The sequence below is a fragment of the Pseudomonas sp. LB-090624 genome, assembly GCF_003205205.1.
Taxonomy (GTDB): Bacteria; Pseudomonadota; Gammaproteobacteria; order Pseudomonadales; family Pseudomonadaceae; genus Aquipseudomonas.
The window spans coordinates 24161-41263 of record NZ_QJRL01000009.1; the positions used below are offsets into that span (position 1 = coordinate 24161).

Consider the following 17103-nt stretch of genomic DNA (forward strand, 5'->3'; position numbering starts at 1 on the left):
AGCGCCGCGGGTTTGATAGAATCGGCGTTTTTCCCCCTTGATACACACCGGTACCCATGACCAGCCCAGCACTAAAAGACCCCGCCAAGACCCGCGTCATCGTCGGCATGTCCGGCGGCGTGGACTCTTCCGTCTCCGCCCTTCTGCTCATCGAGCAGGGCTACCAGGTGGAAGGGCTGTTCATGAAGAACTGGGAAGAAGACGACGGCACTGAATACTGCACCGCCCGTGAAGACCTGGCCGACGCCCAGGCCGTGTGCGACCGTATCGGTATCAAGCTGCACACCGCCAACTTCGCCGCCGAATACTGGGACAACGTGTTCGAGCACTTCCTTGAGGAATACAAGGCCGGCCGAACGCCCAACCCTGACATCCTCTGCAACCGCGAAATCAAGTTCAAGGCGTTCCTCGACTACGCCCTGTCGCTGGGTGCCGACATGATCGCCACCGGCCACTACGTGCGCCGCCGCGACACCGGCAGCCTCACCGAGTTGCTCAAGGGCCTGGACCCGAACAAGGACCAGAGCTACTTCCTGCACGCCGTCGGCGGCAAGGAAATCGCCCGCACGCTATTCCCGGTCGGCGAGCTGGAAAAGCCAGAAGTACGCGCCATCGCCGAAAAACACGGCCTGGCCACCGCCAAGAAAAAGGATTCCACCGGTATCTGCTTCATTGGCGAGCGCCGCTTCAGCGACTTCCTCAAACAGTACCTGCCGGCCCAGCCTGGCAATATCGAAACCACCGAAGGTGAAGTGATCGGCCGCCACCACGGCCTGATGTACCACACCATCGGCCAGCGCCAGGGCCTGGGCATTGGCGGCCTCAAGGATGCCGGTGACGAGCCGTGGTACGTGCTGCACAAAGACCTGACCCGCAACGTGCTGGTGGTCGGCCAGGGCAACGAACACCCGTGGCTGTTCTCCCGCGCCCTGCTGGCTTCGGAGATTTTCTGGGTCAACCCGGTCGACCTCAGCAGCCCGCGCCAGCTCACCGCCAAGGTGCGCTACCGCCAGAGCGACCAGCAGTGCACCCTGGCGCTGACCGCAAACGGTTACCGCGCCGTGTTCGACGAGCCGCAACGCGCGGTAACGCCAGGCCAGTCGGTCGTATTCTACGATGGCGAGGTGTGCCTGGGTGGCGGCGTGATCGAAGCCGCAGAGCCGTGGAGCCCACGCGCATGAGCAACCTGCAGGAGCAATTGATTGCCCTGGGCGGCGTGTTCCAAGCCGCCGTGCTGGTCGACCGCATCGCCCGTACCGGCCAGGCCAGTGAGGCCAACATCGCCTGCATGCTGGGTAGCCTGCTGGTACGTGACCCCAATAACACCCTGGAAGTGTTCGGCGGTGACGACCTGAACCTGCGCGACGGCTATCGCGCACTGGTCGGCGCCCTGGAGCGGGACCCCAGCAGCCTGCAGCGCGAACCGCTGCGCTACGCCCTGTCGATGCTGGGCCTGGAACGCCAGTTGAACAAGCGTGGCGACCTGCTCGACACCATCGGCAACCGCCTGCCACAGATCCAGTCGCAAGCGGATCATTTTGGCCTGGTTCACGAAAACGTCATCGCTTCCAGTGGAGCCTTGTACCAGGACACCCTCAGCACCTTGCGCCAGCGCATCCAGGTACACGGCGACATGCGCTTCCTGCAGCAGCCCAACAACGCCTCGAAGATCCGCGCCTTGCTGCTGGCCGGCATCCGCGCTGCGCGCCTGTGGCGCCAGCTGGGCGGGCACCGCTGGCAGCTGGTGTTCAGCCGGCGCAAGTTGCTGAACGAACTGTACGACATGATGCGCAGCCCCACCTGACGGGCTGGGCTGCCCTTTGTGGGAGCGGGCATGCCCGCTCCCACAGGGGCTGCCACCAGATCCAAATTGGGCCGACCTTTGGTCAGCCACCCGACCCAGGCGCAATTTTCATGTATGATATGCGCCCTTCCAAAAGCCTGACTGTCCGAGAACACCCCATGCAGCTTTCTTCGCTCACTGCGGTTTCCCCTGTAGACGGCCGTTATGCCGGCAAAACCCAGGCCCTGCGCCCCATTTTCAGCGAATTCGGCCTGATCCGTTTCCGCGCCCTGGTCGAAGTGCGCTGGCTGCAGCGCCTGGCCGCCCACCCGCAGATCGGCGAAGTGCCGGCGTTCTCCGCCGAAGCCAACGCCCTGCTGGACAACCTGGCCAGCGATTTCAAGCTGGAGCACGCCGAGCGTGTGAAGGAAATCGAGCGCACCACCAACCACGACGTCAAGGCGATCGAATACCTCCTCAAGGAGCAGGCTGCCCAGCTGCCTGAGCTGGCCAAGGTCAGTGAGTTCATCCACTTCGCCTGCACCAGCGAGGACATCAACAACCTGTCCCACGCCCTGATGCTGCGCGCCGGCCGTGACGACGTGCTGCTGCCGCTGATGCGCCAGATCGCCGACGCCATCCGCGCCCAGGCCCACGCTCACGCCGACGTGCCAATGCTGTCGCGCACCCACGGCCAGCCGGCTTCGCCGACTACCCTGGGCAAGGAACTGGCCAACGTCGTGTACCGCCTGGAGCGCCAGATCGCCCAGGTTGCCGCCGTACCGCTGCTGGGCAAGATCAACGGCGCCGTGGGCAACTACAACGCCCACCTGTCGGCCTACTCGCAGATCGACTGGGAAGCCAACGCCCGCGCGTTCATCGAAGACGAGCTGGGCCTGCAGTTCAACCCGTACACCACGCAGATCGAGCCGCACGACTATATCGCCGAGCTGTTCGACGCCATCGCCCGCTTCAACACCATCCTGATCGACTTCGACCGTGATGTGTGGGGCTACATCTCGCTGGGCTACTTCAAGCAGAAGACCGTGGCCGGCGAAATCGGCTCGTCGACCATGCCGCACAAGGTCAACCCAATCGACTTCGAAAACTCCGAAGGCAACCTGGGTATCGCCAACGCGCTGTTCCAGCACCTGGCCAGCAAGCTGCCGATCTCGCGCTGGCAGCGTGACCTGACCGACTCCACCGTGCTGCGTAACCTGGGCGTGGGCTTTGCCCACAGCGTCATCGCCTACGAAGCCAGCCTGAAAGGCATTGGCAAGCTGGAAGTCAACGAAGCCCGTATCGCTGCCGACCTGGACGCCTGCTGGGAAGTGCTGGCCGAGCCGATCCAGACCGTCATGCGCCGCTTCAACATCGAAAACCCCTACGAGAAGCTTAAAGAGCTGACCCGTGGCAAGGGCATCACCCCTGAAGCGTTGCTGACCTTCATCGACGGCCTGGACATGCCAGCCGACGCCAAGGCCGAGCTCAAGCTGCTGACCCCTGCTACCTACATCGGTAACGCGGCAGCCCAGGCCAAACGCATCTAAGCTGACCGTCGCGTACAACGCCCGGCCTGGCCGGGCGTTTTTATTCCCGGACGAAAATTACGTTTTTTCAATAGGTTGAACATGAATCCTGATACTCCACTGCAGCTGCTCGGCGGCATCTCGGCCCGCGAATTCATGCGCGACTACTGGCAGAAGAAGCCGCTGCTGGTGCGCCAGGCCTTCCCGGACTTCATCAGCCCGATCGACCCCGACGAACTGGCTGGCCTGGCCCTGGAAGACGAAGTCGAGTCGCGCATCGTGCTGGAACACGGCGCCCACCCGTGGGAGCTGCGCCGTGGTCCGTTCAACGAAGACACCTTCGCAGAGCTGCCTGAAAAAGACTGGACCCTGCTGGTACAGGCCGTCGACCAGTTCGTTCCAGAGGTGGCCGAGCTGCTGGAGAACTTCCGGTTCCTGCCAAGCTGGCGTATCGATGACGTGATGATCAGCTTCGCCACCCCGGGTGGCAGCGTTGGCCCGCACTTCGACAACTACGACGTGTTCCTGCTGCAGGGCCACGGCCAGCGCAACTGGAAGATCGGCCAGATGTGCAGCAGCGACAGCCCGCTGCTGGAGCACGCCGACCTGCGTATCCTGGCTGAATTCGAGCAGAGTGAAGAGTGGACCCTGGAACCAGGCGACATGCTCTACCTGCCACCGCGTCTGGCCCACTACGGGGTGGCCGTGGATGACTGCCTGACCTACTCGGTCGGCTTCCGCGCCCCAAGCGCTGCTGAAGTGCTGACTCACTTCACCGACTTCCTCGGCCAGTTCCTGCCCGACGAAGAACGCTACAGCGACGCCGACGCCCAGCCTGTCAGCGACCCGCACCAGATCCAGCATGACGCCCTCGACCGCCTCAAGGCGCTGCTCGACAAGCACATGGGCGACAAGGACCTGCTGCTGACCTGGTTCGGCCAGTTCATGACCGAGCCGCGCTACCCCGAGCAGATCGTTGGCGAAGAGCTGAGCGAAGAAGAGCTGATCGACGCTCTGGAGCAAGGCGCCATTCTGATCCGGAACCCGGCTGCACGCATGGCCTGGTCGGAATTCGAAGATGACCTGCTGCTGTTCGCCAGCGGTCGCAGCTGCCCACTGCCGGGGAAACTGCGCGAGCTGCTGAAGCTGGTGTGTGCGGCCGACGCCCTGCACATCGACAACCTGGCAGAATGGCTGCAAGACGAAGATGGCCTTATGCTGGTACAGCAGCTGATCAAACAAGGAAGCCTGGGATTCGCCAATGAATAAAATCAGCGTGCGCCTCGCCGACTGGCACAAGGACAATGCCGACATCCGTCGAATCCGTGAAGCGGTATTCGTGGCCGAGCAGCACATTCCGCCGGAACTGGAGTTCGATTCGGAGGATATGGACGCGCAGCATTTCCTGGCGCTGGAAGGTGATTACCCGATCGGTACTGCGCGCCTGCTGGCCGATGGCACGATCGGGCGCATTTCGGTGCTCAAGGACTGGCGTGGCCTGAAGGTGGGTGATGCGCTGATGAACGCCGTGATCGTCGAAGCGCAGAACCGCGACCTGAAGCAGCAGATGCTCAGCGCCCAGGTGCATGCCACGCCGTTCTACGAGCGGCTGGGCTTTCGCGTAGTCAGCGAAGAGTTCCTTGAAGCGGGCATCCCGCACGTGGACATGGTGCGCGACTCGCGCGCCTGATCCACAACCTGCACCGGCCGCCTCGCGGGCTTGTCCGCGAAGCGGCCGGCTCAGGTAAAGACACTTCCCCTCACAAAAACCTGTACATCCATCCAGATAAAACTTGCCTCTGCGCCCCCGCTTGCGCATCCTATGGCCCACCACCCCGATAAAGCGTCCCGGCCATGCGCCTGTTCCTCTGCGAAAAACCCTCCCAGGCAAAAGACATCGCCAAAGTGCTCGGCGCCAGCCGCAAGGGCGACGGCTGCTGGCAAGGCACCGACGTCTGCGTCACCTGGTGCATAGGCCACCTGCTGGAAACCGCCCCGCCCGACAGCTACGACGAACGCTACAAGCGCTGGAACCTGGCCGACCTGCCGATCATCCCGGAAAAATGGAAGATGCTGGTCAAGCCCAAGACCGCCAGCCAGTTCAAGGCGGTCAAGCGCCTGCTCGGCGAAGCCCGGGAGCTGGTGATCGCTACCGACGCCGACCGCGAGGGCGAAATGATCGCCCGCGAATTGGTCGAGCACTGCCGCTACCGTGGCCCGGTGCAGCGCCTGTGGCTATCGGCACTGGACGACGCCTCCATCCGCAAGGCCCTGGCGCGCCTGCTGCCCGGCCACGAAACCTTCAACCTGTACCACTCGGCGCTGGGCCGCTCGCGCGCCGACTGGCTGATCGGCATGAACATGAGCCGGCTGTTCACCCTGCTTGGCCGCCAGTCCGGCTACCAGGGCGTGCTACCGGTGGGCCGGGTGCAAACGCCTACCTTGCGCCTGGTGGTCGACCGCGACCGCAGCATCGCCGACTTTGTGCCGGTGCCGTTCTGGGCCATCGACGTGCAGCTGGAGCACGCCGGCCAGCGCTTCAACGCCCAATGGCGCGCCCCCGAAGACGCCTGCGATGACCAGGGCCGCTGCCTGAAGCAGGAGCTGGCGCAACAAGCCGCCGCGGATATCGGCCAGGCCGGCACTGCCCGGGCGGTAAAGGTCGCCACCGAGCGCGTGCGCGAGGCCGCACCGCTGCCCTTCGACCTTGGCACCCTGCAAGAGCTGTGCTCGAAAAAATTCGGCCTCGGCGCCCAGGAAACCCTCGACATCGCCCAAGCGCTGTACGAGACCCACAAGCTGATCACTTACCCGCGCAGCGACTGCGGTTACCTGCCGCAAAGCCAGCATGCCGAGGCGCCAGCCATTCTCGCAGCATTGCAGCGTGCCGACACCAGCCTGGCGCCGCTGCAGCCGTTTCTGGAGCCCCAGCGCCGCTCGCGGGCCTGGAACGACGCCAAGGTCAGTGCGCACCACGGCATCATCCCCACTGCCGCTGCCAGCGACCCGTCGCGCCTGTCGGGCAAGCACAAGGCTGTGTATACCCTGATCCGCGCCCGCTACCTGGCGCAATTCCTGCCCAACCACGAGTACGACCGCACCCAGGCCGACTTCGACTGTGCCGGGCATGCCCTGCGCGCCGTCGGCAAACAGATCGTCGAGCCGGGTTGGCGCCGCGCCCTGCCCGAGGCACTGACCCCCACCAAGGGTCGTGAAGCACCGCCGGCTCAAGTGTTGCCAGTGCTGCGCGAAGGCCAGGACTGCACCGTGCAAGGGCTGCAACTGAAAGACCTGTGGACCCAGCCGCCCAAGCCGTTCACTGAAGGCGACCTGATCAAGGCGATGAAAAACGTGGCCAAGCTGGTGGAGGACCCGCGCCTGAAGCAGAAGCTGAAAGAAACCACCGGCATCGGCACCGAAGCCACCCGCGCCAGCATCATCCAGGGCCTGCTCGACCGCGGCTACCTGGTCAAGAACGGCAAAGCGCTCGCGGCCACGCCTGCGGCGTTCAGCCTGATCGACGCCGTGCCCCGCGCCATCGCCGACCCTGGCACCACGGCGATCTGGGAGCAGGCACTGGACATGGTGCAGAGTGGCGAGATGACTCTGGAAGAGTTCGTCGCCCGGCAATCGGCGTGGATGGGCAAGCTGGTGGAACGCTGCAGCGGGCTGCGCATGACCATCAGCGGGCCGGCAGCCGGGGCAGCGCCGCCCTGGAAGAAAAAGCGTCGCGGTGGTGGCAAAAGCAAAGTGGCTGGAGGCAAGACTACCGCCAGCAAACCGCGCCAGCCTCGGAAAAAAGCGACAACCTAGCCGTTGTAATGAAGGTATCCGCGAATAAGCCGGTACACACGGCACACCCCAATGTGCCCCGCACGACACGTTGGCACAATGAAATTTACCTGCTAAGTTTTCATGAAAATAATCACAATAATTTTCACGAGGCTTCTGCATGTTCAAACAGTCCGCCCAGCACGTCGCCAGCTACTACGCCCAGACTTACCCCGCCAACATCCCGTTACGCCCTACCCTGCAAGGCAGCCATGACACCGACGTGTTGATCATCGGCGCCGGCTTCAGCGGCCTGCACACGGCCCTGCGCCTGACCCAGGCCGGTAAGCGCGTGACCGTGCTGGAAGCCAGCCGCGTGGCCTGGGCTGCCTCTGGGCGCAATGGCGGCCAGGCCCTGCTCGGCTGGTCTTGCGACATGCCGCCACTGGAAAAGGCCCTGGGCGTGGAACGCACCCAACGGCTGTGGGCAAGCATGTGCTGGGCGGCCGACGAACTGCGCGAACTGCCCCAACGCCACGGCTTCGATATCGATTATCGGCTGGGCAGCCTATGGACCGCCGTGCTGCCGCGCCGGGTGAAAATGCTTGAAGATGCCCTGCACGACGCTCAACGCAAATGGGGCTACGACGCCCTGCGCCTGATCGGCCGCGACGAGCTGCCGCAATGGATCGACAGCCCCCGTTACCAAGCTGCGCTGTACGACGCCAAAGGCGCCCACCTCAACCCGCTGAAGTTGGCCCAAGGCCTGGCCCGCACCCTCGAAGCCGGTGGTGGGCACATCTACGAACAGAGCCAGGTACTCAGCTATCAACAAGCCGGCAACGGCTATATCGCCCGAACGGACAACGGCGAAGTACGCTGCCAAGCGTTGGTGCTGGCCTGCAACGCCTATATCGACCGCCTCGACCGTGGTCTGTCGCGGCGCCTGTTGCCGGTCGGATCCTACCAGGTGGCCACCGCGCCACTGGACGCCGACTTCGCCCGTTCACTGCTGCCACGCAACAGTTGCGTGATCGACAATCAGTTCGTACCTGACTACTTCCGCCTCACCCCAGACCACCGCCTGCTGTTCGGCGGTGGCTGCACTTACCTGGGCGGCATTCCCAAGGACGTCGCCAGCGCCACCCGCCCTTACCTGGAGCGGGTGTTCCCGCAACTGGCCGGGGTCGCCATCGATTATGCCTGGGGCGGGCATATTGATTGCAGCATGCAACGCACCCCGGACGTCGGCCGCGACGGCCAGCGCTACTGGCTGCAGGGTTTCTCCGGCCATGGCGTTCTGCCGACCTTGGCAGCGGCGCGGGCGGTGAGTGATGCCATTCTCGGTGACGACGACCTGTTGGCGCTGTACCAAGGCATCGACAACGGCCGCTTCCCCGGTGGCGACCTGCTGGCTGCCCCATTGGAAGCTGCGGCAAAAGCCTGGTACCGCATGCGCGACCGGGCCTGAAGGCATGTGCGACACAACTTGCTGATACCCGCCAAAATCCCTCCTATGCTCAATAGCTCCCTTCGCTTCCTGCACCCAGGAGACACGACCATGAGCTATGTAACCACGAAGGACGGCGTACAGATTTTCTACAAGGACTGGGGCCCGCGCGATGCACAGGTGATCCATTTCCACCACGGCTGGCCGCTCAGTGCCGATGACTGGGACGCGCAGATGCTGTTCTTCCTCGCCGAAAGCTACCGCGTGATCGCCCACGATCGGCGGGGCCATGGCCGCTCCAGCCAGGTGTGGGACGGCCACGACATGGACCACTATGCCGACGATGTAGCTGCCGTGGTCGCCCACCTGGGCACCCAGGGTGCCGTGCATGTCGGCCACTCGACCGGCGGCGGTGAGGTAGTGCGCTACATGGCCCGGTACCCGGATGACAAGGTGGCCAAGGCCGTGCTGATCGCGGCCGTACCCCCTTTGATGGTACAAACCCCCGACAACCCTGGCGGCCTGCCCAAGTCGGTGTTCGACGACTTCCAGGCCCAGGTCGCCGGCAACCGCGCCCAGTTCTACCGGGATGTGCCAACAGGGCCGTTCTACGGCTACAACCGCCCTGGCGTCAAAGCCAGCGAAGGCATCATAGGCAACTGGTGGCGCCAAGGCATGATCGGCAGTGCAAAGGCCCATTACGATGGCATCGTGGCGTTTTCCCAGACCGATTTCACCGAAGACCTCAAGGGCATAAACCAGCCGGTACTGGTGATGCATGGCGACGATGACCAGATCGTGCCGTATGAAAACTCCGGGGTGCTGTCGGCGAAGCTGCTGCCCAATGGCACCCTGAAAACCTACAAAGGCTACCCGCATGGCATGCCGACTACCCATGCCGATGTGATCAACGCGGATCTGCTGGCGTTTATCCGGAGCTGATGCGATAGCTGTACCGGCCCTTGTCGTGGGTTTACCTGCGAAAGGGCCGACACTGGCAACACACCTTCCCCAGGATTACCATGTGTCCCTTCTAGTGCAGCACTTTGCTGCCTCCTTGCCTCTCCGCCTGCCAAAAAACCATGCCTTTCGAACTCACCGTAGAACCCCTAACCCTACTCATCCTGGCGCTGGTCGCTTTCGTCGCCGGTTTCATCGACGCCATCGCCGGTGGCGGCGGCCTGCTCACCACCCCGGCCCTGCTCACCGCCGGCATGCCACCGCACCTGGTGCTCGGCACCAACAAGCTCAGTTCCACCTTCGGCTCGGCCACCGCAAGTTTCACTTACTACAAACGCAAACTGTTCCACCCGGCGCAGTGGCGCCCGGCGTTGTTCGCCACTTTGACCGGGGCGTTGCTCGGTGCGGTCATCGCCCACTACATGCCTGCCGAATGGCTGAACAAGATGCTGCCGGTGATCGTCTTCGCCTGTGGCATCTACCTGCTGTTCGGCGGCACGCCCAAGGCGCCCCTGGATGCCGATGCGCCCATCAAGAAAAAGTGGCAAGTGCCGCAAGGCTTCACCCTGGGCTTCTACGACGGCGTGGCGGGCCCAGGTACCGGGGCCTTCTGGACGGTCAGTACCCTGCTGCTGTACCCCATCGACCTGGTCCGCGCCAGCGGCGTGGCGCGCAGCATGAACTTCGTCAGCAACATCGCGGCGCTGACGGTGTTCATCATTTCCGGGCAGGTGGACTATATCGTCGGCCTGTGCATGGGCCTGTCGGTGATGGTCGGCGCCTTTTTTGGGGCACGCACGGCGATCAGCGGCGGCAGCAAATTCATCCGCCCGGTGTTCATCACCGTGGTGCTGGCGTTGACGGTGCGCTTAGCGTGGCAGCACTGGTTCGGGCAGGCCTGAGGGGCTTTGGCAATGGAATGAGCATTGCCAAGGCCCTGCGCCTAGTCGGAGAACATTGCTGACTGCAGTTAGGACGGGAAAGCCGGAATAGCACAGCCTAGCCGCCGCGCAACGTACAAGTCGATCAGGTACCGGGCAATGGACCGCCCGGCCGGCAGCGGCGGCAGGTCGTGGACGTTGAACCACTGGGCGTCCTCGATCTCGTCCGGCTGCATGACTATCTCGCCCCCGGCATACTCGGCATGGAAACCCAACATCATCGAATGCGGGAACGGCCAGCACTGGCTGCCCACGTACTGGATGTTCTGCACCTCTACCGCCACCTCTTCCCGCACTTCGCGCACCAGGCAGTCTTCGGCCGATTCACCTGGCTCGGCAAAACCTGCCAGGGTGCTGTACACGCCGGTGACGAAGCGTGGCGAACGCGCCAGCAGGATTTCATCACCACGGGTCACCAGCACGATCATGCTGGGTGAAATGCGCGGATAGCTGCGCAGGTCGCAGGGCTGGCAATACATCGCCCGCTCCCATCGAATTTGCGTCATCGCCTGGCCGCAGCTGCCGCAGAAACGATGCTCGCGGGCCCAGGTGCCGATCTGCGCGGCATAGCCCAGCACTTTGTAGAGATCGGAGTCGCCTTCCAGCATGAACGCACGCAACCCCCGCCAGCTGCAGCCGGGCACGTCGCTGGCACTGCGCAGCTCCAACAGGAACACCGGCTGGCCGTCGAAGTGGCCGATACCGTGCTCGCACAATACGTCGAGGTCCTGGCGCTTGAGCCAGTCGCGGGGGAACAGCGCGCCATTGGCGTCCAGCAAAAAACCTTCCGGGCTGCGCGCCACGGCCAGCCCTCCGGAAATCTGCGGGTCGAGTACTGCGGTAGTCCAGCGTGCTGACATGTCGGGGGTTCCTTTACTGCGCGTCCCCCGGCCGGATCAGTCGGCGAACGTCGGTTTCTGTTTGCTCATGTGCGCCGCCACAGCCACGCGCAGGTCTTCGGACTGCAGCATCGCGGCGTTCCAGGTGGCGATGTAGTCCAGGCCATCGTCGATGCGATGGTCACGCATGTAGCTGAGCATTTCCTTGGTGCCGGCCACGGCGATCGGCGATTTTGCGGCAATCTCGCGGGCGATGGCAAAGACTCCGTCCATCAGCGCGGCCTGATCATCATAGACCCGGTTGACCAGGCCGATGCGCAGGGCCTCATCGGCCGCAACGTTGCGCCCGGTGAACGCCAGCTCACGCATCATGCCGTCGCCGATGATACGTGGCAAACGTTGCAGTGTGCCGACATCGGCGGCCATGCCCATGTCGATTTCCTTGATCGAGAACTGCACATCACCGCTGCAGTAGCGCATGTCGCACGCCGAGATGAGGTCGATGGCGCCGCCGATGCAGTAGCCCTGCACGGCCGCCAGTACGGGTTTGCGGCATTTGTCCACGGCAGTGAATGAGGCCTGCAGGCGCTGGATGGTGCTGCGCAGGAAGCGCGCATTGCGCCCCACGTCCTTGCCCATTTGCCCGGCCAGCGAAGCCAGCATCATCAGATCGATACCGGCGGAGAAGTGCTTGCCAGCGCCGCTGATCACCACCACCCGAACAGCATCGGTTTCGTCGATCCAGCGAAAGATAGCAACGATCTCTTCCCAGAAAGCCGCGTTCATCGCGTTGACCTTCTCCGGGCGGTTGATCTGAACGTGGGCGATATTGTCGGTCAGTTCGACCTTGAATGCGCTGTACTCGGTCACGGGCGGCACTCCTGTGGGTGAAGAATTCATGACGCGGATGGTAACCCAGCCCAATGGCCGCACTTGTGCCAAAAACGGGACTGCACGCCTTGCCTAAGGCGCGCCGATCCGGCACCGTGCGCCATCGCCGAATTATAAGGATACATATTCATGTCACGCTCAATGACCGGCACCCTCGCCCACGGTTTTCTGGGCCAGTCGCCGCTTTGGTACAAGGCGGTCATCTGCCTGTTCCTGCTGCTGAACCCACTGCTGCTGGTAACCGTAGGCCCGGTTGCAGCCGGCTGGGCGTTGGTGCTCGAGTTCATCTTCACCCTGGGCATGGCGCTGAAGTGCTACCCGCTGATGCCCGGTGGCCTGTTGCTGGTTGAAGCGCTGCTGTTGCAGATGACCACGCCGCAGGCGCTGTACGAGGAGTTGCTGCACAACTTCCCGGTAATCCTGCTACTGATGTTCATGGTCGCCGGTATCCATTTCATGAAGGAGCTGCTGCTGTTCCTGTTCTCGCGCATTCTGCTGGGTGTGCGTTCGAAAGCCATGCTCTCGCTACTGTTCTGCGTACTGTCGGCGTTCCTTTCGGCGTTTCTCGATGCGCTGACCGTGACAGCCGTGATCATCAGCGCCGCGGTCGGCTTTTATGCGGTCTACCATCGCGTAGCATCCGGTGCCAACCCGCGTGAAGACAGCGCACTGGACAGCGACCAGCAAGTGGCGCAGTTGCACCGTGATGACCTGAACCAGTTTCGCGCGTTCCTGCGCAGCTTGCTGATGCACGGCGCAGTGGGTACTGCCCTGGGTGGCGTTTGCACGCTGGTGGGCGAGCCGCAGAACCTGCTGATCGGCCACGAGATGGGCTGGCACTTCGCTGACTTTTTCCTCAAGGTGGCGCCCGTGTCCATACCGGTGCTGGGTGCCGGCCTGCTGACCTGCGTGTTGCTGGAAAAGCTGCGCCTGTTCGGCTACGGCACGCTGATGCCTGAGACAGTGCGCCAAGTACTGGCTGCCTATGCCGCCGAGGATGATGCCGCACGCACCCAGGCCCAGCGTCTGGCGCTGTGGGTCCAGGGGGTGGCTGCGTTGATCCTGATCGTGTGCCTGGGGCTGCATGTGGCCGAGGTTGGCCTGATCGGCCTGATGGTGATCGTGCTGATCACGGCGTTTACCGGTATCACCGATGAGCACCGGCTGGGCCGGGCCTTCCAGGACGCCATGCCGTTCACCTCGTTGCTGGTGGTGTTCTTCGCCGTGGTCGCGGTGATCCACCAGCAGCAACTGTTCAGCCCGTTGATCAGCTGGGTACTGACGCTACCGGCCGAACAGCAACCGGGCATGCTGTACCTGGCCAACGGCTTGCTCTCGGCGATCAGCGACAATGTGTTCGTTGCCACCATCTACATCACCGAAGTGAAGCAAGCGTTTATCAACGGCGGCATGAGCCGCGAGCACTTCGAGACGCTGGCAGTGGCAATCAACACCGGCACCAACTTGCCCAGCGTGGCGACGCCGAATGGGCAGGCGGCATTCCTGTTCCTGCTGACCTCGGCAATCGCGCCGCTGATCCGGCTGTCGTATGGGCGGATGGTGTGGATGGCGCTGCCCTACACCGTGGTGATGGGCGGGTTGGGGTGGTGGGCGGTGACGTACTGGCTGTGAGGTGCTCCGTTTGGCGCGAGGGTGCATCAGTTTGGGGGTGCATGGCTTCAGGGGGATGTCGTTTGTGAGATCGAGCGCCGCCCGCGCGGCGCATCGCGAGCTGCGCTCGCTCCTACGTTCGTTTCGGGCCAGTTATTCCTGGGGCAGAGGCGCGCGCCCGCCTTGGTGCCCGCCTCGATATTGTGTAGAACGAACAAGGCGGTCGCGCGCGCTGGCGCAGGCAATACTGGCCCGAAACAAACGTAGGAGCGAGCGCAGCTCGCGATGCGCCGCGCGGGCGGCGCTCGATCTCACGGTCGAAATGACGCTTGAGCCATGCCCCCCGCAGCCATACTGCAATGTAAAGACATGCCCCACTCCCATACAACTTTTGCCCCGCTAACGCATCAAACCCCAGGTAAGCCCCATCCGCTCCAAGGAGGTCTCTCATGGCGCTGCGCACCACACTGCTGCTTTCCTGCATGACCCTGGCCCTGCTCGGCTGCGCCGGCAACGATCACCCGGCACCGCCGCGCACCCAGCAGGTCGACTTGCAACGCTACCAGGGCACTTGGTATGAACTGGCACGACTGCCGATGTTCTTCCAACGTAACTGTGTGAAGTCCGAGGCACGCTACGGCTTGCGCGAGGACGGCCGTATCGATGTAACCAATCGCTGCCAGGAAAAGGACGGCCAGTGGAATGAAGCCAAAGGCATCGCCGAGGCCCAGCAGCCGGGCAGCACCGACAAGCTGTGGGTGCGCTTCGACAACTGGTTCAGCCGCCTGGCACCGGGCCTGACCAAGGGCGAGTACTGGGTGCTGTACCACGACAAGGACTACCGTGTGGCGCTGGTCGGCCACCCCAACCGCGAATACCTGTGGCTGCTCTCGCGCACGCCTGCAATCACGGACCAGCAGCGCGAACAACTGCTGACCATCGCCCGCGAGCAAGGTTATGACACCAGCAAGCTCATCTGGCGACAGGCTGACTAGCAGGCCGTCGACGGCGGGCGGCAATCCGGCTAAGGTGTGCCGTCCCCTATCATCTCGGTCGCTTCTGGCCTGAAACAGGAGCCTGAGTATGGACCTGCTGTTCCTCGGCACCTCCGCCGGGGTGCCCACCAAGGCACGCAATGTCAGCGCCACGGCCGTGATCGAAGCGAGTGGCAGCCACTGGTATCTGGTCGATTGTGGCGAAGGCACCCAGCACCGGCTGCTACACACCCCGCTTTCGATCCGCGACCTGCGCGCGATCTTCATCACCCACGTGCATGGTGACCATTGCTTCGGCCTGCCCGGCTTGCTGGCCAGCGCGGGCATGAGCGGGCGCACGCAGCCGCTGGAGGTGATCCTGCCCGCCGCACTCCACGACTGGGTACGGCAGGGCCTGCTTGCCAGCGACACCTTCCTGCCGTTCGAGCTGCGCCTGTTGCCCGTGGAAGCGGTGAGCGAATGGCGCAGCGAGACCCTGCAGGTGACCACCGTGCAACTGTCGCACCGGGTGCCCAGCGTGGGTTTCGTATTCACCGAAATCAACCCTGAGCCACGCCTGGACATCCAGCGTCTGGAAGCCGAGGGCATACCCCGTGGCCCGCTGTGGGGCGGGCTGGCCAAGGGGTTGACCGTCAATTACAACGGGCAGTTGCTGAACGGCAACGACTACCTGCGGCCTTCGCGCCCGCCACGGCGGGTAATCGTGTGCGGGGACAACGACCAACCAGAACTGCTGGCAGCCGTCGCCAGGGGGGCGGATGTACTGGTGCACGAAGCCACCTTCACCCAGGCAGTGGTCGAACGCACCGGGGGCACGTTCGGCCACAGCACGGCCGCTGAGGTGGCACGCTTTGCCGAGGCCACTGGCGTGCGCAACCTGGTACTGACGCATTTCAGCGCCCGCTACCAGAACGACCCACGCCGTAGCCCGCACATCGACAACGTGCGCGACGAGGCCCTCGCCCATTACAGCGGGCAGTTGACCCTGGCGCAGGACCTGCAGCGCTATCACCTTGGCCGTAACGGCCATCTTGAGGCCAGTGCTTAGGCCGCCAATCGCCCGCTGGCAATTGCCTCCGACGCCGCCAACATCGCCCGTAGCAACACTGCGCAGCCAGCCGCCAGGTCATCAGGTGTGGCGTTCTCGATCTCGTTGTGGCTGATGCCGTTCTCGCACGGGACGAAAATCATCCCCGCCGGCCCAAGCTCGGCCAGGAAGATGGCGTCATGCCCGGCCCCACTGACAATGTCCATGTGCGGCAAACCCAGCGCCTTGGCCGATTCACGCACCGCATCGACACAACCCTTGTCGAAGTACAACGCCGGGAAGTCGGCCGTGGGCACCAGTTCGTGGCTGAGGCCATGCTTGGCACAGGTCGCTTCGATCACCGTGCGCACGTCGGCGATCATCGCATTCAACTGTTCGCCTTCAAGGTGACGGAAGTCCAGGGTCATGCGCACCTCACCCGGGATCACATTGCGCGACCCGGGGTAGGCCTGCAGGCAACCCACCGTGCCGCAGGCGTGTGGCTGGTGGCCGAGGGCGGTGCGGTTGACCGCCTCCACCACGGCGGCGGCGCCCACCAGCGCGTCCTTGCGCAGGTGCATGGGCGTTGGGCCGGCATGCGCTTCGACGCCGCGCAAGGTCAGGTCGAACCACTTCTGGCCCAGGGCGCCAAGGACCACACCGATGGTCTTGGCCTGGTCCTCAAGAATCGGCCCTTGCTCGATATGCGCTTCGAAATACGCCCCCACCGGGTGGCCTAGCACAGCGCGCGAGCCAGCGTAGCCGATGGCGTTCAGCGCTTCGCCAACACTGACGCCCTGGGCATCGCGCTTGGCCAGGGTGTCTTCGAGGGTGAACTTGCCAGCGAACACCCCCGAGCCCATCATGCACGGGGCAAAGCGCGAGCCTTCTTCGTTGGTCCACACCACCACTTCCAGCGGTGCTTCGGTTTCCACGCCCAGGTCATTGAGGGTGCGGATCACCTCCAGCCCGGCCATCACCCCAAAGCAGCCATCGAACTTGCCCCCGGTGGGCTGGGTGTCGATATGGCTCCCGGTCATGACCGGTGGCAACTTGGGGTTGCGCCCGGGGCGGCGGGCGAAGATGTTGCCGACGGCGTCAATGCTGACCGTGCAGCCGGCAGCCTCGCACCATTGCACGAACAAGTCGCGGGCCTGCCGGTCGAGATCGGTCAGCGCCAGGCGGCAGACACCGCCCTTGGCGGTGGCTCCGAGGCGGGCCAGGTCCATCAGCGATTGCCACAAGCGGTTGCTGTCGACGTGCCGGGTAGGGGTCTTCAGGATCTCTTTGACTGGGGTCACGGGTT

The 17103-nt window shown here is 63.8% G+C and carries 15 protein-coding genes; 12 read left to right on the forward strand and 3 right to left on the reverse strand.

Annotated elements, in window-relative coordinates:
- Positions 1–56: 56 nt before the first annotated feature.
- The 9 genes from mnmA to DMX11_RS11450 all read left to right on the forward strand — a co-directional run bounded on the left by mnmA (position 57) and on the right by DMX11_RS11450 (position 10395).
- Positions 57–1181 carry a tRNA 2-thiouridine(34) synthase MnmA gene (gene mnmA, locus DMX11_RS11410; RefSeq protein ID WP_110744627.1) on the forward strand — a complete coding sequence of 375 codons (1125 nt, stop codon included), beginning with the start codon at positions 57–59 and terminating at the stop codon, positions 1179–1181.
- Positions 1178–1804 carry a high frequency lysogenization protein HflD gene (gene hflD, locus DMX11_RS11415; RefSeq protein WP_110744628.1) on the forward strand — a complete coding sequence of 209 codons (627 nt, stop codon included), beginning with the start codon at positions 1178–1180 and terminating at the stop codon, positions 1802–1804. Before mnmA ends, hflD begins: the two co-directional genes overlap by 4 nt.
- A 158-nt stretch (positions 1805–1962) precedes the next feature.
- Entirely contained in the window at positions 1963–3333 is a 1371-nt protein-coding gene (gene purB / locus DMX11_RS11420; protein ID WP_110744734.1) for an adenylosuccinate lyase, read from the forward strand.
- An 81-nt stretch (positions 3334–3414) separates the two neighbouring features.
- Positions 3415–4581 (forward strand): cupin domain-containing protein, encoded by a 1167-nt coding sequence (locus tag DMX11_RS11425; RefSeq protein ID WP_110744629.1) that lies wholly within the window; start codon positions 3415–3417, stop codon positions 4579–4581.
- Complete coding sequence (locus DMX11_RS11430; protein WP_110744630.1) at positions 4574–5002, forward strand: GNAT family N-acetyltransferase; 429 nt, start codon at positions 4574–4576, stop codon at positions 5000–5002. The genes DMX11_RS11425 and DMX11_RS11430 overlap by 8 nt, the downstream gene beginning before the upstream one ends.
- 164 nt (positions 5003–5166) lie before the next feature.
- A complete protein-coding gene (locus tag DMX11_RS11435; RefSeq protein ID WP_110744631.1) occupies positions 5167–7125 on the forward strand; it encodes a DNA topoisomerase III in 1959 nt (652 codons plus the stop codon).
- 139 nt (positions 7126–7264) lie between these two features.
- A complete protein-coding gene (locus tag DMX11_RS11440; RefSeq protein ID WP_110744632.1) occupies positions 7265–8554 on the forward strand; it encodes an FAD-binding oxidoreductase in 1290 nt (429 codons plus the stop codon).
- Between the two features lie 90 nt (positions 8555–8644).
- Positions 8645–9475: an alpha/beta fold hydrolase gene (locus DMX11_RS11445; protein WP_110744633.1), complete on the forward strand. Its 831-nt coding sequence runs from the start codon at positions 8645–8647 to the stop codon at positions 9473–9475.
- A gap of 140 nt (positions 9476–9615) precedes the next feature.
- Positions 9616–10395, forward strand: a complete 780-nt coding sequence (locus tag DMX11_RS11450; RefSeq protein WP_012051814.1) for a TSUP family transporter — start codon at positions 9616–9618, stop codon at positions 10393–10395.
- A gap of 68 nt (positions 10396–10463) precedes the next feature.
- Here the strand turns inward: DMX11_RS11450 and nudC are convergent, their stop codons facing one another.
- Both nudC and DMX11_RS11460 read right to left on the reverse strand, forming a co-directional pair.
- Positions 10464–11294 carry an NAD(+) diphosphatase gene (gene nudC, locus DMX11_RS11455; protein WP_110744634.1) on the reverse strand — a complete coding sequence of 277 codons (831 nt, stop codon included), beginning with the start codon at positions 11292–11294 and terminating at the stop codon, positions 10464–10466.
- 36 nt (positions 11295–11330) lie between these two features.
- Positions 11331–12143, reverse strand: a complete 813-nt coding sequence (locus DMX11_RS11460) for a crotonase/enoyl-CoA hydratase family protein (protein ID WP_110744635.1) — start codon at positions 12141–12143, stop codon at positions 11331–11333.
- Positions 12144–12293: 150 nt separating this feature from the next.
- Here DMX11_RS11460 and nhaB point away from each other — a divergent pair, with 150 nt between their 5' ends.
- The 3 genes from nhaB to DMX11_RS11475 all read left to right on the forward strand — a co-directional run bounded on the left by nhaB (position 12294) and on the right by DMX11_RS11475 (position 15818).
- Positions 12294–13796 carry a sodium/proton antiporter NhaB gene (gene nhaB, locus DMX11_RS11465; protein ID WP_110744636.1) on the forward strand — a complete coding sequence of 501 codons (1503 nt, stop codon included), beginning with the start codon at positions 12294–12296 and terminating at the stop codon, positions 13794–13796.
- A 428-nt stretch (positions 13797–14224) separates the two neighbouring features.
- Positions 14225–14770 carry a lipocalin family protein gene (locus tag DMX11_RS11470; protein WP_110744637.1) on the forward strand — a complete coding sequence of 182 codons (546 nt, stop codon included), beginning with the start codon at positions 14225–14227 and terminating at the stop codon, positions 14768–14770.
- An 88-nt stretch (positions 14771–14858) separates the two neighbouring features.
- The gene (locus DMX11_RS11475) at positions 14859–15818 is read left to right on the forward strand and encodes a ribonuclease Z (RefSeq protein ID WP_110744638.1); all 960 of its coding nucleotides are present in this window, start codon (positions 14859–14861) and stop codon (positions 15816–15818) included.
- Here DMX11_RS11475 and DMX11_RS11480 read toward each other — a convergent pair.
- Positions 15815–17098: a Zn-dependent hydrolase gene (locus DMX11_RS11480; RefSeq protein ID WP_110744639.1), complete on the reverse strand. Its 1284-nt coding sequence runs from the start codon at positions 17096–17098 to the stop codon at positions 15815–15817. The genes DMX11_RS11475 and DMX11_RS11480 overlap by 4 nt on opposite strands.
- Between the last annotated feature and the right edge of the window lie 5 nt (positions 17099–17103).

Coding starts and splice junctions, on each gene's coding strand:
- nhaB (WP_110744636.1), top strand. CDS start 12,294: ATGTCACGCTCAATGACCGGCACCCTCGCCCACGGTTTTCTGGGCCAG.
- nudC (WP_110744634.1), bottom strand. CDS start 11,294: ATGTCAGCACGCTGGACTACCGCAGTACTCGACCCGCAGATTTCCGGA.
- DMX11_RS11435 (WP_110744631.1), top strand. CDS start 5,167: ATGCGCCTGTTCCTCTGCGAAAAACCCTCCCAGGCAAAAGACATCGCC.
- mnmA (WP_110744627.1), top strand. CDS start 57: ATGACCAGCCCAGCACTAAAAGACCCCGCCAAGACCCGCGTCATCGTC.
- DMX11_RS11440 (WP_110744632.1), top strand. CDS start 7,265: ATGTTCAAACAGTCCGCCCAGCACGTCGCCAGCTACTACGCCCAGACT.
- DMX11_RS11475 (WP_110744638.1), top strand. CDS start 14,859: ATGGACCTGCTGTTCCTCGGCACCTCCGCCGGGGTGCCCACCAAGGCA.
- hflD (WP_110744628.1), top strand. CDS start 1,178: ATGAGCAACCTGCAGGAGCAATTGATTGCCCTGGGCGGCGTGTTCCAA.
- DMX11_RS11430 (WP_110744630.1), top strand. CDS start 4,574: ATGAATAAAATCAGCGTGCGCCTCGCCGACTGGCACAAGGACAATGCC.
- DMX11_RS11450 (WP_012051814.1), top strand. CDS start 9,616: ATGCCTTTCGAACTCACCGTAGAACCCCTAACCCTACTCATCCTGGCG.
- purB (WP_110744734.1), top strand. CDS start 1,963: ATGCAGCTTTCTTCGCTCACTGCGGTTTCCCCTGTAGACGGCCGTTAT.
- DMX11_RS11470 (WP_110744637.1), top strand. CDS start 14,225: ATGGCGCTGCGCACCACACTGCTGCTTTCCTGCATGACCCTGGCCCTG.
- DMX11_RS11445 (WP_110744633.1), top strand. CDS start 8,645: ATGAGCTATGTAACCACGAAGGACGGCGTACAGATTTTCTACAAGGAC.
- DMX11_RS11425 (WP_110744629.1), top strand. CDS start 3,415: ATGAATCCTGATACTCCACTGCAGCTGCTCGGCGGCATCTCGGCCCGC.